Raw genomic sequence first — 26,420 nt, 5'->3', positions numbered from 1 at the left:
CTTTCCATCGCCCCGTTGCGCGCGCGATGCGGTCAGAACCCGGTAACCCGGCGTGCGTTGCACGCCGAACCTTACCGCATCGAACGCTGAAAGCGCCTCAGTGACCGCGCCAGATCCAGCCGCCCCCAAAGATGCGCGTGCTCTCCGGATCGTAGAAAACGCAAGCTTGCCCGGGGCTTACGCCTTCTTCCGGTGTCAGCAATTCGACTTCCGCCTCGGTTTCGGAAATTGGCCGCACGATTGCCTCCCGCGGCGGGCGGGTCGAGCGGACCTTTACCGCCAGATGCCATTCCTTCTGCGAATTGAAAGGCGCATCGCCAAGCCAGTTGATCTCGCGAACCGGGATCACCCGCGTCGCCAGCATGTCCTTCGGCCCGACTATGACTTGCCTCGTTTCGACATCGAGCCGCACGACATAAAGCGGATCGCTGAGCCCGCCAATGCCGAGCCCCCGACGCTGGCCAATAGTGTAATGGATCACCCCGTTGTGTGTCCCAAGCACGCGGCCATCGGCATGCACGATCTCGCCCGGTTCAACTGACCCGGGGCGCAATTTCTCGATGACGGCCGCATAGTTACCATCCGGCACGAAACAGATGTCCTGGCTGTCCGGCTTGTCGGCCACGGCCAGGCCGTATTGCGCCGCCAGTTCCCGCGTGGCGGCCTTGGACGGCAAATGACCAAGCGGAAAGCGCAGGAAATCCAGCTGCTCCGGCGTGGTCGAAAACAGGAAATAGCTCTGGTCGCGATTGCGGTCCTCGGCGCAATGCAGTTCCGGCCCGTGCGGCCCCATCTTGCGCTGGATGTAATGGCCCGTCGCCATGCAATCGGCTTCGAGATCCTTCGCGGTGTCCAGAAGGTCCTTGAACTTCACCCTTTCGTTGCAGCGGATGCAGGGCACCGGAGTGGCGCCGCCAAGGTAGCTTTCGGCGAATTCCTCGATCACCGCATCGCGGAAGATGTTTTCGTAATCAAGGACATAATGGGGGAAGTTCATCTCCTCCGCGACGCGCCGCGCATCGTGGATATCGACGCCGGCGCAGCAGGCGCCCTTCTTGGCCAGCGCCGCGCCGTGGTCGTAAAGCTGCAAGGTCACGCCGACTACGTCATAGCCCTCGTCCTTGAGTTTCGCCGCCACGACGGAACTGTCGACGCCGCCGGACATGGCCACGACGACGCGGGTTTCTGCGGGGCTTTTCGGCAGGCCGAGCGAATTGAGCGGGGCCGGATCGAGGGGCATGGGCTGCGTCTCCTTGGAACAAGCCGGGAATATAGGAAAATTGCACATACTCTCAAGGGGTCGCATTCAGCCGCTGTTAAAGCCTGCGTGTTTGATTGGCGTCATCCGAACGAGGGGATGACGACTATGTACCTGAAAAAGATCGATGGCCCGCGCGCGGTGAAGCTTCCGGACGGCACCGTGATGACTCGTGCGGACCTGCCGCCGCCGGAGACCCGTCGCTGGGTTGCCTCGCGCAAGGCCGCGGTGGTAAAGGCGGTTCAATTCGGGCTGTTGACGAGCGATCAGGCGATGGAACGCTATGCCTTGAGCGCGGAGGAACTAATGTCCTGGGTCCGTGCCGCCGCCCGGCATGGAGAGGAGGCGCTCAAGGCGACCCGAGTCCAGAAATTCAGGCAACCAGAGGTTGAATAGCGCAAAAAAGTTTGTTACTTCGAGTCATGGTAAGCCCGCGTTAACTATTTTCCGACAGGTTCACCTAAGCCCGAGGAACAAGTTGGAGACCCGCAATGCGCATTCTACTGGTGGAAGACGATCCCACGACTTCCAAAAGCATCGAGTTGATGCTGTCTCATGCCAACCTGAACGTCTATGCGACGGACCTCGGCGAGGAGGGCATCGACCTCGCCAAATTGTATGATTACGACCTGATCCTGCTGGATCTGAACCTGCCGGATATCAACGGGCACGAGGTCTTGCGCCAACTGCGCGTGGCCCGCGTCGAGACGCCCATTCTCATTCTCTCCGGTGACGACGATACCCAGAGCAAGATCAAGGGCTTCGGTTTCGGCGCCGACGACTATATGACCAAACCCTTTCACAGGGATGAACTCATCGCACGCATCCATGCGATCATCCGCCGTTCGAAGGGCCATTCCCAGTCCGTCATCCGCACCGGCAAGATTTCCGTCAACCTAGACGCGAAGACGGTGGAGGTCGGCGGCAAATCCGTGCATCTGACCGGCAAGGAATACCAGATGCTGGAACTCCTCAGCCTGCGCAAGGGCACGACCCTGACCAAGGAGATGTTCCTTAACCACCTGTACGGTGGCATGGACGAGCCGGAACTGAAAATCATTGACGTCTTCATCTGCAAACTCCGCAAGAAGCTGTCCGAAGCCACGGGGGACGACAATTACATCGAAACGGTCTGGGGCCGCGGATACGTGCTGCGTGACCCGGAGCCGAGCCAGGACGAGCCGAAGCGGCTGGCCGCAAGCGCCTGACGCTGGACCTCGGCTGCCGCCCCGCCTATCACTTCACCAGTGACCGGGCGCAAAGGGCAGGGCAATGGCGGTAAAGGCAGTCGAGACGCTGAACGAGAAGGATGCGCGCGAGGAACTGGCGGAATTGGCGGAGAAGATCGCCGCCGCGAACCGCGCGTATCATACTGAAGATGCCCCGGAAATCTCCGACGCGGATTACGACGGTCTCAAGCGGCGCAATAGCGAAATCGAGGCGCGCTTTCCTCATCTGAAACGCGCCGACAGCCCCTCCGATCAGGTTGGCGCCGCCCTGGCCGAGGGGTTTACCAAGGTTCGGCACGCCGTTCGCATGATGTCACTCTCGAATGCCTTCGACGACGAGGACATAGCGGATTTCGACATTTCAGTTCGACGGTACCTCGGCCTGTCGGCGGACGAGACAGTGAGCTACACTGCCGAGCCGAAGATCGACGGTCTGTCGCTGTCTCTGCGCTATGAAAACGGCATACTGATGCAGGCCGCGACGCGCGGCGATGGCGCGGAAGGCGAGAATGTCACGGCCAACGCCAGGACGATCGATGACATTCCGGAACGGCTGGACGGCGCACCGGAAATCCTGGAAGTGCGCGGCGAGGTTTACATGAGCCACGCGGATTTCGCGGCGCTCAACGCCCGTCAGGCGGAGCGTGGCGGAAAAACCTTTGCAAATCCGCGCAATGCCGCCGCCGGAAGCCTGCGGCAACTGGATTCCTCGATAACTCGGGACCGCCCGCTTAGATTCTTTGCCTATTCCTGGGGAGAACTTTCGGAACCGCTGTCCGAAACGCAGATGGGGGCAATCGACCGCCTCCGATCGCTGGGGTTCCAGACCAATGCGCTCACGGCGGTCTGTCACGGGCCGGATGACATGCTGGCGCAGTTTCGCAAGATCGAAGCGCAACGGGCGACGCTCGGCTACGACATAGACGGCGTGGTCTACAAGGTAAACGATCTTGGATTCCAGGCCCGCATGGGCTTTCGCTCGACCACGCCCCGCTGGGCCATCGCGCACAAGTTTCCGGCGGAACTTGCCTGGACCCGGCTCGAAAGCATCGACATCCAGGTCGGTCGGACCGGGGCACTGTCCCCGGTGGCCCGTCTCGCGCCGGTCACGGTGGGCGGCGTCGTGGTCTCGAACGCGACCCTGCACAACGAGGACTATATCGCCGGGCGCGACAATGAGGGAAATCCGATCCGCGATGGCAAGGACATCCGCGAGGGCGATTGGGTGCAGGTTTATCGCGCTGGCGACGTGATCCCCAAGGTGGCCGATGTCGACTTGTCCCGGCGCACGAACGACACCGCCTTCGTGTTTCCCGAGGTGTGCCCTGAATGTGGTTCCGATGCCATCCGCGAGCCGGGCGATGCGGTCCGGCGCTGTTCCGGTGGTATGATCTGCCCGGCGCAAGCCATAGAAAAGCTGAAACATTTCGTCTCCCGCGCCGCTTTCGACATCGAAGGGCTTGGCGCGAAACAGGTGGAGCAGTTCTACAATGACGGTTGGATAAAGGAGCCAGCGGACATCTTCGAGTTGAAATCGGGATACGGCTCCGGACTGCAACAGCTCAGGAACCGCGAGGGATGGGGCGAGAAATCCGCTGCGAAACTGTTCGACGCCATAGACGAGCGCCGAACCATTCCGTTGCGCCGGGTGATTTTCGCCCTCGGCATTCGCCATGTCGGCGAGAGCGCATCCAATCTGCTGGCCCGGCACTACGGCGGCTGGACCACCTTCGAGAAAGCCATGGTCGACGCCGCGCCGATGGAAGGCGCGGCTTGGGACGAGTTGATGGCAATCGACGGGGTCGGGGCGGTTCTGGCACAGTCGCTGGTCTCGGCGATGAACCAGCCGGCCGAACGCGCGTCCATCGACCGCCTGGTGGCGCATCTGCATATCCAGGACGCGGAACGGCCGAACAGCGAGGGCAGCCCCGTGGCCGGCAAGACGGTGGTGTTCACGGGGACGCTGGAAAAGATGACCAGGGCGGAAGCCAAGGCACGGGCCGAGGCCTTGGGCGCGAAGGTCTCCGGGTCGGTCTCGGCGAAAACCGACATCCTCGTTGCGGGGCCGGGGGCCGGCAGCAAGGAAAAGAAGGCGCAGGAACTGGGACTGACGATCCTCGACGAAGACGCGTGGTTGGAGCTGATCGGCGGATGAGCGGCAGACCCGAGACGCTTTTCCCGCTGTTTGCGGACATCAAGGGGCTGGACGGGATTGGCCCGAAGACGGCGCAGGCACTGGAGCAGATGAACATCCACGCGCCGCGCGACCTCTTGTTTACCTTGCCGCATGCGCTTGTGGACCGCCGTTTGCGGGCCTCCGTGATCGGTGCCGATCTGCCCGGAGTGGTGACCGTCGAGGTCCAGATTGGCCAGCACCGGGCGCCGAGCAAACGCGGGGCGCCGTACCGGATCGAAGTTGATGACGCGCAGACACGGTTTCAACTGGTATTCTTCCATGCCCGCCCGGAGTATTTGCAGCGGCAATTGCCATCCGGCGAACGTCGGGTGGTATCGGGGCGGGTCGAATTGTTCGACGGGGTGCCGCAGATGGTGCACCCCGAGCACATGCTCGATCCTGACGAGGCACAGAGCCTGCCGGACTTCGAGCCCGTCTATCCGCTGACCTCGGGAGTGACGCAGAAGATAATGACCCGCGCCGTGACCGATGCCCTGTCGCGGGTGCCTGACCTGGAGGAATGGATCGACGCGGAGCAGCGGCGTCAGGAAGGGTGGCCGGACTGGGCGGCAGCGGTTCGGCAGGCGCACAGGCCGACGACGGCGGGCGCGCTTGCGCCGACGGATCCGGCGCGCGCACGGCTCGCCTATGACGAGTTGATGGCACATCAGTTGACGCTTGCGCTGGCACGGGCCAATCGGCGGCGCAGCCGTGGCATCGTCACCGAGGGCGACGGACGGCTTCGGTCCAAGGTGCTGAAATCTCTTCCCTATCGACCGACGAACGCGCAAGTCCGGGCGATGGATGAAATCGCGGCGGACATGGCCGCGCCGGAGCGGATGAACCGGCTGCTGCAAGGGGACGTGGGCGCGGGCAAGACGCTTGTCGCGTTCATGGCCCTCCTGATTGCGGTCGAGGCCGGAGGACAGGGCGTGATGATGGCGCCGACCGAGATCCTGGCCCGGCAGCATCTCGAAGGGCTGCAGCCGCTGGCGGAATCTGCCGGGGTGGTGCTCGAACTGCTGACGGGCCGCGACAAGGGCGGTGAGCGGCAGGCGAAGCTGGACGCGCTGGCACGTGGCGCTATCCAGATCCTGGTGGGCACCCACGCCGTATTTCAGAAGGACGTCGCGTTCCGGGATCTGCGCCTTGCCATCGTCGACGAACAGCACCGCTTCGGCGTGCGGCAAAGGCTGGAACTTGGCCGCAAGGGGCAGGGGGCGGATGTGCTCGTCATGACCGCGACTCCGATCCCGCGCAGCCTCGCGCTTGCCCAGTACGGGGACATGGATGTGTCCATCCTGGACGAGAAACCGCCGGGGCGGAAGCCGATCAAGACGGCGCTGATTTCGACCGAGCGCATCGACGAGGTGATCGCGCACCTGCGCAAGGCGATTGCGGAGGGGCGACAGGCCTATTGGGTCTGCCCGCTCGTGGAGGAAAGCGAGGCCTCGGACCTGATTGCCGCGGAAGCACGGTTCAAACGGTTGCGTGCCACGCTGGGCGAGGCGCATGTCGGATTGGTGCACGGCCAGATGCCGCACGAACAGAAGGACGCGGCAATGGCAGAGTTCGTCGCGGGACGGACCAGCGTTCTTGTGGCGACCACGGTGATCGAGGTGGGGGTGAACGTGCCGAATGCGTCGATCATGGTTATCGAACGCGCGGAGATTTTCGGCCTCGCGCAGTTGCACCAGTTGCGCGGTCGTGTCGGGCGCGGCGATGCCGCATCGACCTGCCTGCTGATGTATCAGCCACCGCTGAACGAAGGCGGGATGAAGCGACTGACCACGTTGCGCGAGACCGAGGACGGGTTCCGGATTTCCGAGGTGGATCTCGAAATGCGCGGGGCCGGCGATCTGATCGGCACGGCGCAGAGCGGCCTGCCGCAATTCCGAGTCGCCGATCTCGAACGGCAAGCCGGGTTGATGGCTGTGGCCCAGAGCGATGCCCGGCGTCTGCTTGCCGAGGACCCGTCACTGGAGAGCGCCCGCGGGCAGGCAGCGAGACACCTGCTCTGGCTGATGCGGCAGGACGAGGCGATCCGGCTCATCGGCGTTGGCTAGACCCCAGGGAGGGGGCGCGCGCCGCGGGGAAGTCGGCGCGCGCCGCGAGTTCCGGCAGGGGGAAGCCCGACTCGCGTGTCCAAACTGAAGAGCGATAAAGTGGGTGGATCCAGTTTGTTCTTATTTGTTCTCATAAAGTTCTTTACATAGGGTAAACAATGTGAGAACAAATGGGAAACAGGGTGATTGAGGGAATAGAGACCATGATCGACATCGTGAAATCCGCGCTGAACCGGCAGACGGCGACGCTTTGGCAGGATGCCGTCGGCGCGTTGTCCCTGGTCGTCATTCTCATGGGCGTTTTGCACCTGCCCGCACTTTTCTGAGTTTCTGCCTAAGTTTCTGCCTGCGTTTATCCATGCCGGGCTTTGTATGGCATCGTCCTGTCCCTGATGCTTGCATTTGTCCCCAAAGGGTGCCTGCCTGCGCCCGCCCCGGCCTGACGACGCGCCACTGACCGCCGCCTCCATTCGGAGCGCGGCGGTTTTTTTGCAGCATGGTCCCTGGCTGGCGTCAGAACTTGTACGCGAGGCGAAGCCCGCCCCAATGCCTGTTGCGGACGGAGATCGGCGCGGACAGATCTTTCATGAGCACGAAGACACCGCCGCCCATATCGCGCCGGTAAACCTGCAGCAGAAACGCATTCTGGTTCTGCCCGGCCTTCAAACCAACCCGATCGTTGAAGATCCTGCGATTCCGGCAGTTTGCGGCGTTCCAGACGGGATCGTCGCCCTGCGGTTTCGAGAATTTCAGGTTATGTGTCGGAAGATAGCCGTTCCGATCGACAGCAGCACAGAAGACGATCCGATCATCGATCTCCAGCACGGGCTCCTGAATCGGTGGCAACAACTCGTCGGTCAGCTTGGTAAACCCGGACAGGACCTGTTGCGGGTCGCTTCCGGCGATCGGGCGATACGATGTGTCGAACAACTGGTCTTCGCGAATTTGGCCCTCTTTCAGCGCTTTTTCGAAGGCCAGGCTGATTTGGCCGGCGAGGTCCTGAACCATGGTGATCATCGGGCCATCCTCGCCGCTGCCCCCTATGGCGACGACATCCTGAAGAATGGTTTCCGACGTATCGACAAGCGAATTGCACCGTGAACTCGCTTCGTCCACGCCGCTCGCCACTTCCGTAACCGATTGAGCGATCTCCTCGACGGCAGGCGCGACAATCTCGACCGCCTGCTGTGATTTTCCGGCCGTTTCGGTCAACGCATGGGCATCGGTCTGCAACTCTGCCACGCGGTTTTCGATGGTGTTGAGTGCGCGATCCGCGTCAGCGCTGCGATTGAGGACCGACGCCGCGTTTCGTGAGGTCAATTCCGCCCCGCGATGCAGGGCGCTCAGCCAATCCGACAGTTTTTTTACCGTGGCAGAGATCGTCTCGGCCGCGTTACTAGTCTTCTGGCTGAGTTCGTTGACCGCGTCCGCGACGATGGAAAAACCCTTGCCAGCCTGTCCGGCGCGTGCCGCCTCGATCTTTGCGTTCACAGCGAGCAGTTTGACCTGCCAGGAAATATCGGCAATTTCGGAGTTGGAAAGCTGCACGGCGCGCAGCATCTCCTCGACATCCGGCCCTTGTGCGTGAATCGCCCGAACCCACTCCGCAAGGGATTGCGATTGTTCACCATTTTCCGAAAGCAGGGCTGTTGAATCACGCACTCTGGCCATGGCGTCATCGGCGGCGAGCGACATCCGCATCGCCGCTTCGAGCATGGCAGCGCTTGTTGAAGACAAAGCGGCCGTATGCTCTCGTACATGCGTCAGCCCGTCGATTTGCGCCTGGCAGCGCGCATCGAGATCCCCCAGGAAACCGCCGATGTCGACCGTCTCCCGACCAAGGCTGGTCGCGTTTCGAGTCAGGGCGTTCAGCCGATCCTCCGTATCCGGAAGCCTCAAATCCTTGGGCTGCTGCATGCTGCCTTCCTTGCACCGCTTGAGCGCCAAGGAATAAAGCCAAAATACGAAGAGAGGATTAAGCCGTGTGGCTTTCCCGCGCCTTTGCGCACGCCTCCGCACTCGCTTCGATGGCGAGGAGGATCGACGCGTGGCGGTTCTTGTAGGCAATGGCCGGGCGCAGGACTTCGAACCCGTCGAACGGCGCGGCAGGCGTCGGGCCGCCGTCCTTGAGCATGGCACGCAGCGCATCACGGGCGGCGACGATCTGGGTCTCCGTGCAGCCAAGGATGGCCGCGCCGACGACAGACGCGGCAGCCTGACCCAGGGCACAGGCTTTCACATCCTGAGCGAAACGGGTCACCTTGCCGTTCTCAAGCCCGACGTCCACCGTCACGGTCGAGCCGCAAAGGGGAGAGCGTTTCTTGATGCTTGCGTCCGGATGGTCCAACCGCCCGAGATGCGGAATGTCCGCAGCGAGTTCAAGAATGCGGCCCGAGTAGAGCTTGATCAAGTCGGTCTCGGACATGGCGTCTTTCCCTCTTCCGGTCGCTCCTCTAGATAGGCATCGATAGCGCACAAGAAAAGGTTTTTCGACCATGACCTTCGATCCTGCGACCTTGGTCTATGATTCAAACGGGTTGATCCCCTGCATTGCCCAGGCGGATGGCACTGGCGAAGTGTTGATGATGGCCTGGATGAACGCGGAGTCCGTCGCCAGAACACTTGAAAGTCGCCGTGTAACATACTGGTCTCGTTCCAGAAAGTCGTTCTGGATCAAGGGTGAGACTTCAGGGCATGTCCAGGAGTTGGTCGATCTGCGCGTGGATTGTGATCGCGATTGCCTTCTGGCCATCGTCCGGCAGACTGGCCCGGCGTGTCACACCAATCGGCGGTCTTGTTTCTACACGTCCGTCGCCAATGGTGAGACTGAACTGATGGCTCCGATGGTCGACTAAAGGCCGACCAAAGTCCTTAGATCATCGGGGGTTGCTCCCACTTTTCGGTATTGCGCGATAGCCCGGGCATCGTCCCGCTTGGCCAGCCGCCGTCCGGTTTCGTCGCGGATCAGACGATGGTGCAAGTATAGCGGCGTGGGTAGACCGAGCAAGCGCTGCAATAGGACGTGGATCTTGGTCGCGTCGAACAGGTCCTTGCCACGAATGACATGCGTTATGTTCTGGGCGGCGTCGTCAAGGACGACGGAGAGGTGATAGGAGCCAGGAAAATCCTTTCTGGACAGTACGATATCCCCGACTGTTGAAATCAGATCGTCGGACGTGACGGCCACGTTGCGTCGTTGTGACCCGTTGGTCTCTCCATTTTCGACGAAGCCCAGGCGGCCGGAGCCGATGTGCTGCAAGGCCGCTGTGAGGTCAAGGCGGAGCGCGATCCCCTCCGGCATGTCACCGACAGGGTGCGGGCGGTTTGGCCGGCATGTGCCCGGGTAGACGAGGCCATCCGGCCCGAACACTGGCTCGCTGCCTTCCTGTGGCGCATTCGCGGCCGCGGCTATGTCCTTTCTGGAACAGGAGCATGGATAGACAAGGCCGCGTTTCCAAAGGGTTGCCAGCGCATCTTCATACACGGAAACCCGATCGGATTGACGCATGGGCGTGCCATCCCAGGTAATCCCCAGCCATGAAAGATCGTCGTAGATTTGCTGCTCCCATGCGTCCCGCGAACGTGTCCTGTCGATGTCCTCGATCCGCAACAGGAAGGTGCCGCCCTCTTTGCGAGCGGTGTCATGGGCGAGCCAGGCGGAATAGGCGTGTCCGAGGTGCAGCGGCCCCGTTGGGGAGGGCGCGAAGCGGGTGATCATTGGTTCTCAAGCCATTCTGACCAAACGGTTTTCGCCCGGTCCGTGTAGCCCTTGTACCGATCCTTCCGGCCGCGCCTGCCACCTTTCACAATCTCGTCGAGCGGGCGGAATAGACCGAAGTTCACGTTCATCGGCTGGAAGGTCTTCGCCTCCGCGCCGCCGGTGATGTGGTGGATCAGAGCGCCATGGGCGCTGTCCTGAGGGGCATAAGGGATTGATTTCCCAAGGATTTCAGCTGCGGCAAAGCGCCCGGCGAGCAAGCCCATTGCAGCGCTTTCGACATAGCCTTCAACCCCGGTCACCTGTCCGGCGAAGCGGATGTTCGGCTTCGAGCGCAGGCGCATCTGCGCGTCGAGCAGCGTCGGTGAGTTCAGGAACGTATTGCGATGGATGCCGCCGAGACGGGCAAAACTGGCGTTCTGCAGGCCGGGAATCATTTTGAAAACATCGGTTTGCGCGCCGTACTTCATCTTCGTCTGGAAGCCGACGATATTGTAGAGCGTGCCGAGCGCATTGTCGCGGCGCAGCTGCACCACGGCGTAGGGCTTGTTCTGCGGATCATTGGCGTTGGTCAGACCGACCGGCTTCATCGGGCCATGACGCAGGGTCTCCCGGCCGCGCTCGGCCATGACTTCGATCGGCAAGCAACCGTCGAAGTAACCCGCTGTTTCGCCTTCATGAAATTCGGTCTTGTCCGCTGTCAGCAGGGCGTCGATGAAGGCTTCGTATTGCGCCTTGGTCATCGGGCAATTGATGTAGGCCTTCTGCTCTTCTTCGGTCTCGCCCTTGTCATAGCGCGACTGTCGCCAAGCCACTGACATATCAATGCTTTCCGCATAAACGATCGGTGCGATGGCGTCAAAAAAGGCGAGCCTGTCGGCGCCGGTTTCCTTTTGGATGGCTTCGCCGAGTTTCGGCGAGGTCAGCGGCCCGGTCGCGAATATCCATTGGCCGTCATCCGGAAGCTCGTCTATTTCCTCGTATGAAATCCGTATGTTGGGGAGTGATGTTAAAGCTTCTGTGACCGCCTCGGCAAAGGCGTCTCGGTCCACTGCCAAGGCCCCGCCTGCAGGCAGGCGATGCGTGTAGGCCGTGTTCATGATAAGACCGTCCGCCTGGCGCATTTCCCAATGCAAGAGACCCACCGCATTCTGCTCGGAATCGTCCGAGCGGAACGAGTTTGAGCAGACCATTTCTCCAAACATTCCAGTCTGATGCGCGAATGTCTTCACCTTGGGGCGCATCTCGTGCAGCACGACGTTCACGCCGAGTTTTGCCGCCTGCCAAGCGGCTTCGGATCCGGCCATTCCGCCGCCAACGATGTGGAGTTCCTGTGTCATGCGCCGCACATAAGCCAAGTCCGTCACGCTGCCAAGGGGCGCAGGCGCGGTGCAGTTTGGTACAAAACCTGTGAAGTTTCGTACAGATTTTCCCTTCGGCTCAGGCCCAGTCCGGTTTGCGCTTTTCGATGAAGGCGGTGATGCCCTCGTCGGTGTCGCGCCAGAGCATGTTCTCGACCATCACGTCGCCGGTAAAGGCATAGGCCGCGTCGAGGTCCATGCCGATCTGGTCGTAGAAGGCCGATTTGCCGATCTTTACGGCGGCGGTGAGTTTACCCGCGACGGTTTCGGCCAGCTCCCGCGTGGCGCTTTCCAAGGCGTCCACCGGCACCACCGCATTGACGAGGCCGACCTGCTCGGCCTTTTCGGCGGAGATGAACTGGCCGGTGGTCAGCATCTCGAAGGCCTTCTTGCGCGGGATGTTGCGCGACAGGGCAACCATGGGAGTGGAGCAGAACAGCCCGATGTTCACGCCGTTGACACCAAAGCGGGTGCCCTCGGCGGCGACGGCCATGTCGCAGGAGGCGACCATCTGGCAGCCTGCGGCGGTGGCAATGCCGTGGACCTGCGCGATCACCGGCTGCGGCAGGCGCGTGAGGCCGGTCATGACGGCGGCGCAGCGGGTGAACAGATCCTTGAAATAGGCCGCGCCCTTGTCCTCCGCCTGCCGCCCGGCCTGCATCTGCTTGAGGTCGTGCCCGGCGCAGAAGGCCTTGCCCGCGCCGGAGAGGATCACCACGCGGGTTTCACGGTCGTCCTTCAACGCGTCGATCTGGCCTTGCAGCGCGGCGAGCATCTCGTCGGAAAGGGCGTTCAGCTTTTCGGGGGCATTCAGGCGCAGGTGCGCGATGCCGTTCGTGTCGTGACGTTCCAGGATTTGCATCTTGTCCTCCCTTTTGCGGGCAGCTTAGCTGCGGGGAAACAGGGAGGACAAGGCGTGGAATTGAAAGTGACGGCCGAGGAAATGACGGCGTTTCTCGGAGAGGTGTTTCCGCAGGTCGAGGGCATGTTCGGCATCGACCGGCTGGACGAGAGCCTCTTGGTGATGCGACTGCATGCGGACGAGCGGCATCTGCGCCCCGGCGGCACGGTCTCGGGACCGGCGATGTTCAGCCTCGCGGATGTGGCAGCTTATGTGGCGACCATGGCTTTCATCGGCAAGCAGGCGCTGGCAGTGACGACCCATTGCTCCATCGACTTCATGCGCAAGCCGGAGGCTGGCAAGGATGTGTTGGCGGAGGCGCGGGTGCTGAAGCTGGGCAAGACGCTGTCAGTAACGGATGTGTTGCTGTTCAGCGAGGGCAGCGACAAGCCGGTGGCCCATGCGAGCCTGACCTATTCGATTCCGCCCGCGCACGGGTAGATCGGCGCAGCCCCATGGAAGTTGCGCCGACGGATCGTAGGGCGGGGCTATGCCCCGCACCCCCTCCGGTCAGTCGTAGCCCTTCATCAGCTCTGACATCATTTCGCGCTCCGCCTCGTCGAGGTCCGTGAGCGGCGTGCGCACCGGGCCGGTGGCAAAGCCGCGCAGCGAGACGCCTGCCTTGATCGCCGACACGGCGTAGCCGGTCATGCGGTCGCGGATCTTCGCAAACGGGTAGTAGAAGTCGCGCAGCATCTGCTCGCAGGTGGCGTCGTCCTTGGCGAGGAAGGCGGTGTGGAACTTCAGCGCGGTCTTCGGAACGAAGTTGAAGACGGCGGAGGAGTAAGTGTCCACACCCGCACCGCGGAACGCCTGCGCAAAGAGTTCATGCGTCGGCATGCCGCCGATATAGGCGAGACGGTCGCCGTTGTGCACGGTGATGCGTTTCACCGTGTCGATGTCGCCGGTGCCGTCCTTGAAGCCGATCAGGTTCGGGCAGTCATCGACCAGCCGCGCCAGTGTCTCCGCTTTCACCACGGACTGGCCGCGGTTGTAGACGATCACCCCCATGTTGGTGGACTGGCAGACCCGGCGGATGTGATTCTCGATGCCCTGCTGCGGCGCACCGATGAGGTAGTGCGGCAGGAGCAGGATGCCATCGCCGCCCGCTGCCTCGATGCCCTGCGCCATCTCCATGGCCATCTTCGTTCCATAGCCGCAGCCCGCGATGATCGGCTCATTCGGTTGGGTCTGCTTGGCGGTCCTGACGACCGCTACCACCTCTTCGGGTGTCAGCGAGAACAATTCTCCCGTGCCGCCCGCGACGATCAGCCCGGCGACCGGCGTTTGGGCCAGCCATTCGAGGTGCGCGGCGAAGGCCTTGTGGTTGACGGCGTCCTCCGCGTCGAACGGCGTGACGGGGAAGGAGAGCAGGCCGGAGCGGATGATCTCGCGCAGGTCGGTGGGGGCAATCATGGTCTTGGCTTTCTGTTGGGGAATGTCTGGAGATCAGTCTTCGTGGATGCCGTCGCCGCAGAACGCACCGCCCTGGTAGAGGGCGTTGAGGTCATCACCCGGGGGCGGGGTCATCTCGGCGTCGATCTTCGCACGGAACGCTTCGGCGTTGTCCTGCGGCTGCCAGCCGAGGTAGGCGACCTCCCGGTTGTCCCACCAGGAGGCGGCATTGTTCGAGGCTCCGTAGATGATCGGGCAGCCGAGCACGGGCACCATGAAGATGCGTTCGATCAGCAGGACAAAGTCGTCGTAGCTCATCCAGGTCGAGAGCATGCGGTGGTTCTTCGGCTCAGGAAAGCACGAGCCGATGCGCACGCAGGCGGTCTCGATGCCGAACTTGTCGTGATACATCGACGCCATGGCCTCGCCGAAGACCTTGGAAATGCCGTAGAGGCCGTCCGGACGGGTCACGGATTTCGCATCCAGACGCTCGGTCTGGCGGTGGAAGCCAATGGCGTGGTTGGAACTGGCAAAGACGATGCGCGGCTTGGTGCTCGACTTGCGGGCGGCCTCGTAGAGGTTGAACATGCCGTCGATGTTGGCGTTGCGGATGGTCTCCCATTTCGCTTCGGTCGCCTGTCCGCCCATGTGCACGATGCCGTCGCAGCCCTCGACCAGCGCCTCGACCGCATCCTTGTCGCCGAGGTCGCAGTAGACGATTTCCTCGTTGGCGCGGGCTTCGCCCAGCCCCTTGCGGGCGCTGAGGCGGAGGGTGCCCGCCAGATGGCCGAGCCGGTCGCGGCAGATCGAGCCGAGTCCGCCGTTGGCGCCGGTGATGAGCAGTCGTTTCATGCGGTGTTCCTTTTCTGCGGTTGGTCTGCGACGCCTGCGGTCCATCGGTCGAGGAACGACAGGACGTGGGCGCGCATGGCCGGGGTTTCGATATGGGTGTCTGCCGGAAAGACCCGGACGTCCAGCGGCGTTCCGGGGGCATAGGCGGCGCGCAGGCGGGCGAGGGCGGGATCGCGCGCTTCGGGCGGTGTCAGGTGATCGCCGTCTCCGAGGGCCACGCATTGCGGGCGGGGCGCGATCAGGGCGGCGACGTCTCCCATGTCCGCGTGTTTCAGAAGGCCCGGGACGGTAAGGAAATGGCCGTGGCGGTCATGGGTGCCGGAGGCGATCAACGGGGCCATGTTCGCGAGCATGGCGATATGGGCGCAGGCAGAGATGCGGGTGTCCAGCGCGGCCAGCCAGAAGGCATGAGCAGCGCCCATCGACATCCCGAGCGTGGCGATGGGGGCCGTCGATTGCGCAGTCAGCCAGGTGACGGCGGCCTGCAGGTCCTCGAGCATCCGCCCGAACAGCGGCTGTCCGCGCCAGAGGGCTGCCTTGGCGAGGGCGCTTTCGCTGCCCATGCCCATGCGCTCGCCGAAGCCCGGCATGTCGAGGCAAAGGACGGTGACGCCGCGTGCCATCAGGTCCGGCGCATAAGGGCCGGTGAGCCAACGCGCACCTTCACAGAGTTCGCGGCGACCAAGCGCGTGGGCTCCGCCATGGGCGTGGCAATAGAGCACGGACGCAGGTGGGGATAATTTTAGACTAAAATTATCCCCACCAGGTCGAAGCAGGGTCGCCGGGGCCTTGCCGATGATCCACTCCTCGCGGGTATAGCCGTGGGCGACAGGCGTGCTGCTGATCATCGCGGCCTGCGGCGCCGGGCCAGGCGCGGGCAGGGCGAGCAACGCCCGGAGCGTGTCGCGCAGCCCGCTCATGTAAAGCTCCACGATCCGTCCGGACGTTTCGGCAGCTTGCGCTCCCAATGCACGTATCGGTCGGTCTTCAGGTAGTCCTCGTCGATCTCCACACCCCAGCCGGGCCGATCCGGACGCAGCTCCAGATGGCCGTCCACCGGCAGGTACGGGTCCTTGACGTAGGCAGCGGTGTCGTCACCCTGCATCCCGTCCGAATGGTAGGACGCGCCGGTCGGCAGGCGGTATTCGAGGATCTTGAAGTTGGGGCAGGCGGCGGAGAAATGCAGGTTCACCGCCGTCGCCAGCGGCCCCATCGGGTTGTGCGGCGCGACGGGGACGAAGAAGGCCTCCGCCAACGCCGCGATCTTGCGCATCTCCGAGATGCCGCCCACGGCGCAGATGTCCGGCTGCACGATGTCGGCACCGCCGACCTGCAGCAGGCGCAGGAATTCGTGGCGGTTGTAGAGGCTCTCGCCGGTGGCAAGCGGGACGGTGAGTTTGCGCTTCAAGGCCCCCCAGGCCTCGATATTTTCGGGCCGCATCGGTTCCTCGTAGAACATCGGGTGGAACGGGGCGAGCGCATTGCCCAACTGTTCCGCCTGCCAGGGCTCGAACAGCTTGGCATGGGCGTCGTAGGCGAACTCGAAATCCGGGCAAAGGCCGTGCAGCACCTCGACCCAGTCAGTCGTCGCCTTCAGAGTCTTGCCCCAGGGTTCGGCGAGGAAATCGTTGCGATAGGGCGACATCTTGAAGGCGGTGAAGCCATACTGGTCGTGCATCCGTTTGCAGAAGTCGCGCACGTCGAGCGGATCGGGCGCGGAATAAACGCCGAGATAGACGCGCACCCGGTCGCGTACCGCGCCGCCGAGCAGCTGGTAGACCGGGACATTCAGCGCCTTTGCGGAAATGTCCCAGAGCGCATGGTCGATGGCGGAGATCGCGGCGAGGCCGAGGGCGCCCGGCGGGAAGCGGCTTTGCATCAGGAGTTTCTGGTAAAGACGCTCGATGCGGCGCGCGTCCTCGCCCTCCAGTTGCCCGAACAGGTAATCGAGCAGCGGCGGCAGAGCGCGGTCGGGCCCGTGGTTGTAGCACTCGCCCCAGCCGGTGATGCCCTCGTCGGTGCCGATGGCCACGAGCACCCGGGGACGGTCGCGGTCACATGTCATATAACTTTTCAGAGATGTGATTTTCATATTGGACGTCTGAGCAGGGGAAGAGGTTGGATTTGGGTATTTTTGCCAAGAAGAAATAGTGGTGTCGGTCCTGTCATCCGGCGAATCGCCATTGCGCCATGCCCTTGATCCCAAGGCCGGTGATGGCGAAGAGGTTGCCCGCATCCGGCTGGTCGCGGCCCTCGCTGAGCCCGACGCCGATGGAGGTGACAAAGAGGGTCGTGAGGTCCTTGCCGCCGAACATGGGTTTGGTCGGTTTTTCGACCGGCATGTCGATGGTCATCAGCAATTCGCCCTGCGGCGAGAGGCGGTAGAGTTGCCAGCCGGAGACGCCCGCCTGCCAGTAGCATCCTTCGCTGTCGACGGTGCCGCCATCAGGCCTGCCCGCCACGGCGCGGGTGTCGAAGAAGACCCTCTCCGGGCCGGGGGTGCCGGTCTCCGTATCATACTCACAGGCCCAGATGGTGCGCACCTCCGGGTTGCTGTCTGAGTAGTAGAGCGTCTTTCCATCCGGCGAGAAGGTCATGCCGTTCGTTGTGAAAATTCCGTCTTTCCATTTGGTTACACACATGTCCGGATCGAGCCGGTAGAAGGTGCCGAGACGCTCGGGATCGCCGCCTCCGTCCTTCATGGTACCCGCCCAGAACCTTCCCTGCGCGTCCGTCGCGCCATCGTTGAAGCGATTGTGCGGCAGGTGCGGCTCCGGGTCGTGGATCGGACTCCGCTCGCCGGTGTCCCAGTCGTATTCCCAGAATCCGGACTTGGCGGCCACGATCATGCCGCCGCTCGCGCGCAGGGCCAGACAGCCGACAGGTTCGCCGAAGTTCCGGCTGCGGTTTTCGCCGGTCTCCGGGTCGAATCGGTGGATCAGCCCGTCGGGGATGTCGACCCACCACAGGACCTGTGCGCGGTCGTCCCAGACTGCGCCTTCGCCGACCTTCGAATGGCTGTTCACAACGCTTTCAATGGTGATTTCCGCCATGTTTCCGTGCCTTCCGGTGATGGGCTGCATACGCCGGATCGCGGCGCGCGCCATCTCATCATACAAGTTGTCCTACCTGTCATATGAATCTGTTGACAGCTTGGCAATCGAAATGTCACGAATACCGGCACGGGTCGACAGGAGCGGCCCTTCAAGGGAGGAATTTGCAATGTCTTACATGCGACGCATCATGCGTCCTGTCTCAGTGCTGGCGGTTTGTGCCGCGCTGATCCCGGTGACAGGCTGGGCCTTTGAGGAGGCGCCGATGCTGGCCGAGAAGGTGGCCGCCGGGTCGCTGCCGCCGGTCGACGAGCGGCTGCCGGAGCAGCCCGAGGTCATCACGCCGCTGGAGTCCGTGGGCGTTTACGGCGGCAAGCTGCGCCGCATGCTCGGCGGCTCGAACGATCACAACTCCATCCTGCGCATCAACAGCCCGCAGGGCCTGACCCGCTGGAAACCGGACTTCTCCGAGGTCATCCCGAACGTCGCCGAAAGCTGGGAGGTCAACGACGCCTCAACCGAATTCACTTTCCACCTGCGCAAGGGCATGAAATGGTCCGACGGCCAGCCCTTTACCGCCGATGACATCATGTTCTTCGTCGAGGATCTGCTGAACAACAGCGAGTTCTACCCGACACCGCCGTCGCGTTTCGTCGTCAACGGCGAGCCGATGCAGGCGGAGAAGATCGACGAGACCACGGTGAAGCTGAAGTTCGCCGGGCCGTATGGCACCTTCCTGACCGAGCTGGCGACGCCGCTGGCGCAGGAGCCGGTGATCTGGGCCAAGCACTACTGCCAGCAGTTCCATCCGAAGTACAACGCCGACGTGCAGGCGATGGTCGATGCCACCGAGGCCGTCGAGGACTGGCCGAGCCTTTACCGCCTGCGCTGCGGCGAGGTCGAGGCGCCGAACCGCTGGTCCAACGCCGAACGTCCGACGCTCGATCCCTGGATCATCACCGGCGACGGCTACACCGCAGGCTCGACCCGCGTGGTGATGGAGCGCAACCCGTACTTCTGGCAGGTCGACACGGCCGGCAACCAGCTGCCCTACATCGACACCGTCGAGATGGGCGTGGCGCAGGACAACCAGGCCATCGTCCTCGAAGCGGTTGCGGGCAACATCGACATGCAGCGGCGGCAGATCTCCAACCTGTCGAACAAGCCGATCTTCGCGGAGAACGCGGAAAAGGGCGGCTACAAGCTGCTCAACATGATCAACTCCAACTCCAACGTGATGGCGATCCATCTCAACCAGACCCACAAGGATCCGGTCATGCGTGAGGTGATCCGCAACAAGGACGTGCGCAAGGCCCTGAGCCTCGGCATCGACCGCGACGAGATCATCGACATCGTCTACCAGGGGCAGGGCGAGCCTTGGCAGATCGGGCCGCGCCCGGACCATGTGCTCTACAACGAGCAGCTTGGCCGCCAGTTCACCGAGTACGATCCGGACATGGCGAACGAGTTGCTGGACGGGGCGGGTTTGGCGGAACGTGACAGCGAAGGTTACCGCCTGCTGCCGGACGGCCGCCGTTTCACCTTCAACGTCAACTTCACCGGCATCGAACAGCCGGACTGGGGCGACACGCTGGAGATCATGCGCGAACAGTGGAAGGAAATCGGTGTCGAGCTGACCTCGTCTTCCGTGGAACGCTCGATCTACTACTCGCGGGGCGAGGCCAACGAGCATGACTTCATGGTCTGGGGTGCGCCGGGCGGTCTCGATCCGACGCTCGATCCGCGTGACGTGCTGGCAACCCATCCGCAGGCATCCTGGTACGCCATTCCGTGGACCCGCTGGTATCTGACGGGCGGCGCGGAAGGCGAGGAGCCGACGGAGTCGATGAAGCAGCGGCTGGCGCTCTACGATCAGTACAAAGCCGAAGCCGACCAGAAGAAGGCGCTCGACATCTTCCGCCAGATCCACCAGCTGGCCGCGGACGAGTTCGAGGTCATCGGCATCAGCCTCGCGCCGAACCTCGTGGGCGTGGTGAACAAGAACCTGCGCAACGTGCCGGAGGCGATCCCGTCGTCCTGGATGTATCCGGACCCGGGCCCGACCCTGCCGCAGACCTACTACTACGCCAACTGACGAAGACCCTGGGCGGGGCATATGGCCCCGCCCAACGGGTGCGCAGCGCTCCCGGCGGCAGCCGGCGCTGCGAGCGGCGCGACGGGTGCGTAGGGCGGGGCTGTGCCCCGCACCCCCAACCACAGGCAGGAACCCCATGATCTGGCGTTACATCCTCAAGCGCATCCTCTGGATGGTGCCCTTTCTCTTCGCGGTCTCCGTGGTCAGTTTCCTGCTGATCCAGGCCCCGCCGGGAGACTACCTGACCACCTACATCGCCAAGCTCGGCGAGAGCAACGAGGTGCTCGACCAGGCCAGCATCGAGAACCTGCGCGCGCGCTTCGGTCTCGATCAGCCGCTCTACGTCCAGTATTTCAAGTGGATCACCAATGTGGTGCAGGGCGATTTCGGCATGAGCTTCGAATGGCGCCAGCCGGTCAGCGGCCTCGTCTGGGAGCGCATGGGACTGACGCTGCTGCTCTCGCTCGCCACGCTAATCTTCACCTGGGCCGTGGCCTTCCCGATCGGCGTCTATTCCGCGGTGAAGAAGTATTCCATCGGCGATTACATCGCCACCACCATCGGTTTCATCGGCCTCGCCACTCCGAACTTCCTGCTTGCCCTCGTGCTGATGTACATTGGTGTGGTCTACTTCGGCAGCGACGTCGGCGGGCTGTTCTCGGACGAGTATATCGACGCGCCATGGAGCCTCGCCAAGGTCGGCGACCTGATGAAGCACCTGTGGCTCCCGGTGGTCGTGCTCGGCACCTCCTCGACCGCCTCGCTGATCCGCATCATGCGGGCCAACCTGCTGGACGAGCTCAACAAACCCTACGTCGACACCGCCCGGGCCAAGGGGCTCTCTGAGTTCTGGCTCATCATGAAATACCCGGTGCGCGTTGCGCTCAATCCTTTCGTGTCCACCATCGGCTGGGTGCTGCCGAGCCTCGTCTCCGGCGCGGTCATCACCGCCATCGTGCTGAGCCTGCCGCTCGCCGGGCCGCTGATGCTGCAGGCGCTGATGAGCCAGGACATGTACCTCGCGGGCGCTTTCGTGCTGCTGCTGTCGTCGCTCACCGTGGTGGGCATGCTGATCTCCGACATTCTTTTGGTCCTTCTGGACCCGAGGGTCCGTTATGAATAATCCGAAGTCCGCTGACGCACTCGACGCGCCGCACGAGCCGCAGCTTCCTGCGGACGCGCACCAGCACGACGCCCCGGCGCTCGAGCGCGATCTCGATCCGGACCGCGTGGCCATTGCCTCGCAGTGGCAGCTGACCTGGTGGAGCTTCAGGCGCCACAAGCTGGCCATGTTCGGTCTCTGGGTCATCGGTCTGTTGTACCTCATCGCGATCTTCGCCGGATTCGTCGCGCCCGACGATCCGACCAAGCAGAACCGCCGCGCCGTCTTCCATCCGCCGCAGATGATCCATTTCATCGACAAAACGGAGGAGGGCACGCGCATCCGGCCCTATGTCTGGGAGATGGACCGGCAGCGCGATCCGGATACCCTGGCGATCTCCTACGTCCCGTCGGGCGAGAAGATCTACCTCAAGCTTTTCGGACGCGGGGAAGAGTACAAGTTCTGGGGCATTTGGACGACGAATGTACACCTCTTCGCGACTGTGAACCCGCGCGACAAGTTCTTCCTCTTCGGGGCGGACCGGCTCGGCCGCGACATGTTCAGCCGGGCGATGTACGGCACGCGCATTTCCATGAGCATAGGCCTCGTTGGCGTTGTCATCTCGCTTTTTCTCGGCATCACGCTCGGGGGGCTGTCGGGCTATTACGGCGGGCGCGTCGATGCTGTGATCCAGCGCCTCATCGAGTTTGTGCTGTCCTTGCCGACCATCCCGATCTGGCTGGCGCTTGCTGCCGCGCTGCCGCCGAGCTGGCCGATCTACCAGCAGTATTTCGTCATCACCCTGATCGTCAGCCTCGTCGGCTGGACCGAGTTGGGTCGCGTGGTGCGCGGGCGCTTCCTCGCCATGAAGAACGACGATTTCGTCATCGCGGCGCGGCTCGATGGGGCGAGCGAGGGACGGATCATCTTCCGCCACATGTTGCCCTCGCTCACCTCGCATATCATTGCCTCCCTGACGCTGGCGGTGCCCTTGATGATCCTCGCGGAGACGTCGCTCTCCTTCCTCGGCCTCGGCCTGCAGCCGCCGGCGATCTCCTGGGGGGTGCTGCTGAAGGAAGCACAGAACATCCTGTCGATCTCCCAGGCCCCCTGGCTGTTCATCCCCGGCGGCTTCGTCGTGGTGGCGGTGCTGGCCTTCAATTTCCTTGGCGACGGCATGCGCGATGCGGCCGATCCCTATGAGCAGTGAGGGCAGGCACATGAGTTTGCCAACGATATTCGCAACGGTTGCACCCGGCGCGCATGCGCCATGCCCGACTTCGGGATGGCCGTCAGGCAAGCGCGGCGCCACGGGAGGAAACCATAACCGCGGCACGCACAATGGTGTTGCGCAGTATGGCCTCCCGGGGGGGAGGTCGGGCATGGCGCATGCGCGCCGGATCCACTCGGCCTCTGTCTCGCGCTCCGTTCCAACCAGACTTCCCAAAGGACTTTTCCAATGACCGACAAACCCATCGTCTCGGTCGAGGACCTCAACGTCGGCTTCACGCTGCGGCAGGGCGTGGTGGATGTGCTGCACGGGATCAGCTTCGATCTCCACCGGGGCAAGACGACCTGCATCGTCGGCGAGTCAGGCTCCGGCAAGTCGGTGACCGCCCGCACCATTCTCAACATGGTCCCGCGTCCCGGGGTCATCAACGGCGGGCGCATCCTCTTCGATCCCGACGGCACCGGGCCGGTCTGCCTGACGGACATGGACCCGCGTGGCAAGGAGATCCGGGCGATCCGGGGCGGCCGCATCGGCATGATCTTCCAGGAGCCGATGTCCTCGCTCTCGCCGGTGCACACCATAGGCAGCCAGATCATCGAGGCCATCCGCCTGCACCGCGACGTCGGCAAGAAGGAAGCCCGGCAGATGGCCCGCGACGCGCTGGCGCAGGTGGAAATTCCCAATCCGGACAAGGCGCTCGACCGCTACGCATTCGAGTTTTCCGGGGGCATGCGCCAGCGGGCGATGATCGCCATGGCGCTCTCCTGTCACCCGGACGTTCTGATCGCCGACGAGCCGACAACGGCGCTCGACGTGACGACGCAGGCGGAAATCCTCGACCTCATGCGCAATCTCCAGCGCGACAACGGCATGGCGATCATGTTCATCACCCATGACATGGGCGTGGTGGCGGAAATCGCCGATCAGGTCGTCGTGATGGAGAAGGGCCATGTGGTGGAGCAAGGCGGCGTCGACCAGATCTTCAACGCGCCGCAGCATCCCTACACGCAGAAACTCCTCGGCGCGGTGAAGCGGCTGGAGGAACCTGCGGCGTTCAAGACCCGGCCCGCGGCGACGGCGCGGGAGGTGTTGAAGGTCGAAGACCTGCATCTGCATTTCGAAAAGAAGGAAGGCTTCTTCCAGCGTGTTACCGATGTGACCAAGGCGGTGGACGGCGTGTCCTTCACACTCCGACAGGGCGAGGCGCTCGGCATCGTGGGCGAGTCCGGCTCGGGCAAGACCACCGTGGGTCGCTGCATCGCCCGGGTCTACAACCCGCAGGCTGGGCTGGTGGATTACAACGGTGAGAACCTCGTGACCGCGAGCAAGGATCGCCTGCGGCAGGTGCGCCGCGAGGTGCGGATGATCTTCCAGGACCCGTTCGCGTCGCTGAACCCGCGCATGACGGTCAAGCAGATCATCGCCGAGCCATTGGTGGTCAACAATCTTGCCAGGGGGCAGGAGTTGGAAGACCGCGTGGCGCACCTCCTGCGCGAGGTCGGCCTCGATCCCGGCATGATGGAGCGCTATCCGCATGCCTTCTCCGGCGGGCAGCGGCAACGTATCGTGGTGGCGCGGGCGATTGCGCTCGATCCGAAGGTGATCATCGCCGACGAGCCGACCTCCGCGCTCGACGTCTCCATCCGCACCCAGGTGCTGGACCTGTTGTTGAAACTGCAGGCGGAGAAGGGGCTCTCCTTCGTGTTCATCAGCCACGACATGGCGGTGATCCGCTATTTCTGCGACCGCGTCGCGGTGATGTATCGCGGCCGGATCGTCGAGATCGGCGAGACCGAGGAGATCATCACCAATCCGCAGCATCCCTACACCAAGGCGCTGCTCAGCTCCGTGCCCATCGCGGACCCGGCGTTGCGCGGCACCCGGCCCCGGCATCGCTATCAGCCGGAGGTGGCTTAGATGTTCGCGGACGGGGTGCTGGAAGCCCAGAGGATCAACGACGGGTTCGCCACGCCGGAACTCGGTGCGGCCTACTGGCGCGAGGGCGCAAAGACGGTATCGGCGGAGGACCTGACCTACCCGGGCGGTGCCGGTCAGGCGCAGGTGGCGCGGCTCTACAACCGGGCGGAAGGGGTGCCGCTGCTGCTGTTCATCCACGGCGGCGGCTGGGCTGGCGGCTCCATCGACCTCAACGACCGCGCCTGCAGCGCTCTGGCGGCGGACACCGGATGGCAGGTCCTGTCCATATCCTATCGCCTTGCACCGGCGCACCCTTTTCCGGCGGGACTGGACGACTGCCGCGCGGCGCTGGCCTTTGTCCGGGCGGGCGGTCTCGGTGCCACGCCCGTTTGTATCGCAGCGGGAGGCGCCTCTGCCGGGGGCAATCTGGCGCTCTGTCTCGCGCTGGCAGAGAGCGGCCTTGACGGTCTGTTGCTGTTCTATCCGGTTTGCGGCAGTGATTTCGCCACCGCCAGTTATGTCGAATATGCCGATGGCTTCGGCCTCAGCCGCGCCCGGATGAAAATGCTGTTCGATATGGTCGATCCCGAGGCGGAGCACCGGCGCAACCCGCTTCTGGTCCCGCTTGCCGGCGACCTAACCGGCCTGCCGACAACCCATATCATCAGCGCCGAACTCGACGTGCTGGCGGACGATTCCCGCCAGCTGGCGGAGCGCCTGACGCATGCGAAGGTCCCCCATACGCTGCACATCGAGCCCGGCGTGACCCATGGTTTCATCAATCGCGGCAGGCTCATCCCTGCTGCCGATACGTGTCTGAGCCTCGCCTCGGCGCGTCTCATCACCCTCAAGGACCCGCAAACATGACGATCTCATCGGTGACCGTGAAGGTCTTCACCCACACCTCCAACACCGTGCGCGACAGTGACGGCCACGGTCATCCGGGGCCGGAAAGCCAGACGACCAGCGCGCTGCTGACCATTACCTGCGAGGATGGCAGCGAGGGCAGGGTGATCTGCCGCCCGGCGGAGGTTCGCCCCGAGTTGATCGAGCGCTTCATCCGCCCCAATCTCATAGGCCGCGATCCGATGATGACGGAGGCACTCTGGTATCGCATCTATGAATGGCAGCGACTTTCCGGTGGCCAGCTCAGCGACCGCACCCTGACGGCGGTGGACCTCGCCCTGTGGGACCTCAAGGGCAGGATCTGCTGCCAGCCGGTCTGGAAGCTGCTCGGCGGGGCGCGGCCGAAGATCCTCGCCTATGGCTCGACCATGTGCGGCGACGATCTCGAGAACGGCCTCGCCACGCCGGAGGATTACGCAAGGTTCGCCGATTGGATGGTCAACACCCGGGGCTACAAGGCGGTGAAGTTGCATGGCTGGATGCCCCCCATGCCCGGCGCGCCCGATCCGAAGAAGGACTACGCCGCCTGTGCCGCCGTGCGCGAGGCGGTCGGCCCGGACGTGCCGCTGATGCTCGACCCGCATCACTTCTATTCCCGCACGGATACGCTCTGGCTCGCCCGCAAGCTGGCGGAACTGGATTTCCGCTGGATGGAGGAGCCGATGGAGGAGGCGTCCATCTCCTCTTACAAGTGGCTGCGCGAAAGCTGCGATCTCAACATCCTCGGGCCGGAGACCATGACCGGCAAGCACTGGATCCGTGCCGAATACGTCAAGGCCGACGCCATCGACCTCGTGCGCTGCGGCGTCTGGGACGTGGGCGGCATCACGCCGTCGATGAAGACGGCCAACATGGCAGAGAGCTTCCACATGGCCTGCGAGATGCACGGCACCGGCGCGGGCAACCTCGCCGTGGCGCTGGCGATCCACAACACCAGCTTCTACGAGCGCGGCCTGCTGCACCCCTTCATCGACTACGACAAACCGAAGGAATACCAGAACCGCATCGACGACGAGATGGACGGCGAGGGCTATGTTCATGGCCGCGCGGAGCCGGGACTGGGGCAGGACCTCAACCTCGACTACATCGACGCCCATCAGGTCTGAGCGCGCCTTGCGTTTCTTTTTGGTCCAAATACCCCACACCCGCCATCCCCGAGC

Annotated in this window: 23 protein-coding genes and 1 pseudogene; 13 read left to right on the top strand and 11 right to left on the bottom strand. The window is 63.4% G+C overall.

The annotated features are described in order from the left end of the window. Positions 1-97: 97 nt before the first annotated feature. Positions 98-1,240 carry a tRNA 2-thiouridine(34) synthase MnmA gene (mnmA, locus tag ACP159_RS04010; protein ID WP_425098349.1) on the bottom strand — a complete coding sequence of 381 codons (1,143 nt, stop codon included), beginning with the start codon at positions 1,238-1,240 and terminating at the stop codon, positions 98-100. Between the two features lie 126 nt (positions 1,241-1,366). On the opposite strand from mnmA, the gene ACP159_RS04005 reads away from it, so the two are divergent. The 5 genes from ACP159_RS04005 (at position 1,367) to ACP159_RS03985 (ending at position 7,055) form a co-directional block, all read left to right on the top strand. Continuing rightward, positions 1,367-1,654: a DUF1153 domain-containing protein gene (locus ACP159_RS04005; protein WP_425098348.1), complete on the top strand. Its 288-nt coding sequence runs from the start codon at positions 1,367-1,369 to the stop codon at positions 1,652-1,654. Between the two features lie 95 nt (positions 1,655-1,749). After that, positions 1,750-2,466 (top strand): response regulator transcription factor CtrA, encoded by a 717-nt coding sequence (ctrA, locus tag ACP159_RS04000; RefSeq protein WP_425098347.1) that lies wholly within the window; start codon positions 1,750-1,752, stop codon positions 2,464-2,466. A 64-nt stretch (positions 2,467-2,530) separates the two neighbouring features. Continuing rightward, complete coding sequence (gene ligA, locus ACP159_RS03995; RefSeq protein ID WP_425098346.1) at positions 2,531-4,642, top strand: NAD-dependent DNA ligase LigA; 2,112 nt, start codon at positions 2,531-2,533, stop codon at positions 4,640-4,642. After that, on the top strand, positions 4,639-6,729 hold the full coding sequence (recG, locus tag ACP159_RS03990) for an ATP-dependent DNA helicase RecG (protein WP_425098345.1): 2,091 nt from the start codon (positions 4,639-4,641) through the stop codon (positions 6,727-6,729). Before ligA ends, recG begins: the two co-directional genes overlap by 4 nt. Before the next feature lie 203 nt (positions 6,730-6,932). Continuing rightward, on the top strand, positions 6,933-7,055 hold the full coding sequence (locus tag ACP159_RS03985; protein ID WP_425098344.1) for a hypothetical protein: 123 nt from the start codon (positions 6,933-6,935) through the stop codon (positions 7,053-7,055). A gap of 187 nt (positions 7,056-7,242) precedes the next feature. Here the strand turns inward: ACP159_RS03985 and ACP159_RS03980 are convergent, their stop codons facing one another. Beyond that, entirely contained in the window at positions 7,243-8,646 is a 1,404-nt protein-coding gene (locus tag ACP159_RS03980) for a methyl-accepting chemotaxis protein (protein WP_425098343.1), read from the bottom strand. A 58-nt stretch (positions 8,647-8,704) separates the two neighbouring features. Continuing rightward, positions 8,705-9,154 (bottom strand): iron-sulfur cluster assembly scaffold protein, encoded by a 450-nt coding sequence (locus tag ACP159_RS03975; protein WP_425098342.1) that lies wholly within the window; start codon positions 9,152-9,154, stop codon positions 8,705-8,707. 70 nt (positions 9,155-9,224) lie between these two features. Between ACP159_RS03975 and hisI the strand changes: the two genes are divergently transcribed. After that, a complete protein-coding gene (gene hisI / locus ACP159_RS03970) occupies positions 9,225-9,584 on the top strand; it encodes a phosphoribosyl-AMP cyclohydrolase (RefSeq protein ID WP_425098341.1) in 360 nt (119 codons plus the stop codon). Here hisI and gluQRS read toward each other — a convergent pair. The 3 genes and pseudogenes from gluQRS to ACP159_RS03955 form a co-directional block, all read right to left on the bottom strand. Further along, on the bottom strand, positions 9,581-10,447 hold the full coding sequence (gene gluQRS, locus ACP159_RS03965) for a tRNA glutamyl-Q(34) synthetase GluQRS (protein WP_425098340.1): 867 nt from the start codon (positions 10,445-10,447) through the stop codon (positions 9,581-9,583). The genes hisI and gluQRS overlap by 4 nt on opposite strands. After that, the gene (gene trmFO, locus ACP159_RS03960; RefSeq protein WP_425098339.1) at positions 10,444-11,787 is read right to left on the bottom strand and encodes a methylenetetrahydrofolate--tRNA-(uracil(54)-C(5))-methyltransferase (FADH(2)-oxidizing) TrmFO; all 1,344 of its coding nucleotides are present in this window, start codon (positions 11,785-11,787) and stop codon (positions 10,444-10,446) included. Before trmFO ends, gluQRS begins: the two co-directional genes overlap by 4 nt. A gap of 100 nt (positions 11,788-11,887) precedes the next feature. After that, positions 11,888-12,679, bottom strand: a pseudogene (locus tag ACP159_RS03955) (enoyl-CoA hydratase); the annotation flags it as partial. A 45-nt stretch (positions 12,680-12,724) separates the two neighbouring features. Here ACP159_RS03955 and ACP159_RS03950 point away from each other — a divergent pair. Continuing rightward, positions 12,725-13,150 (top strand): PaaI family thioesterase, encoded by a 426-nt coding sequence (locus ACP159_RS03950; RefSeq protein WP_425098338.1) that lies wholly within the window; start codon positions 12,725-12,727, stop codon positions 13,148-13,150. Between the two features lie 69 nt (positions 13,151-13,219). On the opposite strand, the gene ACP159_RS03945 is transcribed toward ACP159_RS03950, so the two are convergent. The 5 genes from ACP159_RS03945 to ACP159_RS03925 all read right to left on the bottom strand — a co-directional run bounded on the left by ACP159_RS03945 (position 13,220) and on the right by ACP159_RS03925 (position 18,009). Beyond that, entirely contained in the window at positions 13,220-14,122 is a 903-nt protein-coding gene (locus ACP159_RS03945) for a 5-dehydro-4-deoxyglucarate dehydratase (RefSeq protein WP_425098676.1), read from the bottom strand. 36 nt (positions 14,123-14,158) lie between these two features. After that, positions 14,159-14,956 (bottom strand): NAD-dependent epimerase/dehydratase family protein, encoded by a 798-nt coding sequence (locus tag ACP159_RS03940; RefSeq protein ID WP_425098337.1) that lies wholly within the window; start codon positions 14,954-14,956, stop codon positions 14,159-14,161. Beyond that, complete coding sequence (locus tag ACP159_RS03935) at positions 14,953-15,876, bottom strand: alpha/beta hydrolase family protein (protein ID WP_425098336.1); 924 nt, start codon at positions 15,874-15,876, stop codon at positions 14,953-14,955. Before ACP159_RS03935 ends, ACP159_RS03940 begins: the two co-directional genes overlap by 4 nt. Next, a complete protein-coding gene (locus tag ACP159_RS03930; RefSeq protein ID WP_425098335.1) occupies positions 15,873-17,021 on the bottom strand; it encodes a mandelate racemase/muconate lactonizing enzyme family protein in 1,149 nt (382 codons plus the stop codon). The genes ACP159_RS03935 and ACP159_RS03930 overlap by 4 nt, the downstream gene beginning before the upstream one ends. Before the next feature lie 100 nt (positions 17,022-17,121). Beyond that, positions 17,122-18,009, bottom strand: coding sequence for an SMP-30/gluconolactonase/LRE family protein (locus ACP159_RS03925; protein WP_425098334.1), 888 nt, complete (start codon positions 18,007-18,009; stop codon positions 17,122-17,124). A gap of 190 nt (positions 18,010-18,199) precedes the next feature. Here ACP159_RS03925 and ACP159_RS03920 point away from each other — a divergent pair, with 190 nt between their 5' ends. From ACP159_RS03920 to ACP159_RS03895, 6 genes are all read left to right on the top strand, one after another. Then, the gene (locus ACP159_RS03920) at positions 18,200-20,104 is read left to right on the top strand and encodes an ABC transporter substrate-binding protein (protein ID WP_425098333.1); all 1,905 of its coding nucleotides are present in this window, start codon (positions 18,200-18,202) and stop codon (positions 20,102-20,104) included. A 136-nt stretch (positions 20,105-20,240) separates the two neighbouring features. After that, positions 20,241-21,227 carry an ABC transporter permease gene (locus ACP159_RS03915; protein WP_425098332.1) on the top strand — a complete coding sequence of 329 codons (987 nt, stop codon included), beginning with the start codon at positions 20,241-20,243 and terminating at the stop codon, positions 21,225-21,227. Continuing rightward, positions 21,220-22,416 carry an ABC transporter permease gene (locus ACP159_RS03910; RefSeq protein ID WP_425098331.1) on the top strand — a complete coding sequence of 399 codons (1,197 nt, stop codon included), beginning with the start codon at positions 21,220-21,222 and terminating at the stop codon, positions 22,414-22,416. The genes ACP159_RS03915 and ACP159_RS03910 overlap by 8 nt, the downstream gene beginning before the upstream one ends. A gap of 249 nt (positions 22,417-22,665) precedes the next feature. Further along, positions 22,666-24,354, top strand: a complete 1,689-nt coding sequence (locus ACP159_RS03905; RefSeq protein ID WP_425098330.1) for an ABC transporter ATP-binding protein — start codon at positions 22,666-22,668, stop codon at positions 24,352-24,354. After that, complete coding sequence (locus tag ACP159_RS03900) at positions 24,355-25,221, top strand: alpha/beta hydrolase (RefSeq protein ID WP_425098329.1); 867 nt, start codon at positions 24,355-24,357, stop codon at positions 25,219-25,221. Then, the gene (locus ACP159_RS03895; protein WP_425098328.1) at positions 25,218-26,366 is read left to right on the top strand and encodes an enolase C-terminal domain-like protein; all 1,149 of its coding nucleotides are present in this window, start codon (positions 25,218-25,220) and stop codon (positions 26,364-26,366) included. Before ACP159_RS03900 ends, ACP159_RS03895 begins: the two co-directional genes overlap by 4 nt. The last annotated feature ends 54 nt before the right edge of the window (positions 26,367-26,420 follow it).

The organism is Tropicibacter sp. S64, assembly GCF_049803835.1.
Taxonomy (GTDB): domain Bacteria; phylum Pseudomonadota; class Alphaproteobacteria; order Rhodobacterales; family Rhodobacteraceae; genus Pacificoceanicola.
The sequence above is the reverse complement of the archived record's forward strand: the minus strand, read 5'-3'. Positions and strand labels throughout refer to the sequence as shown.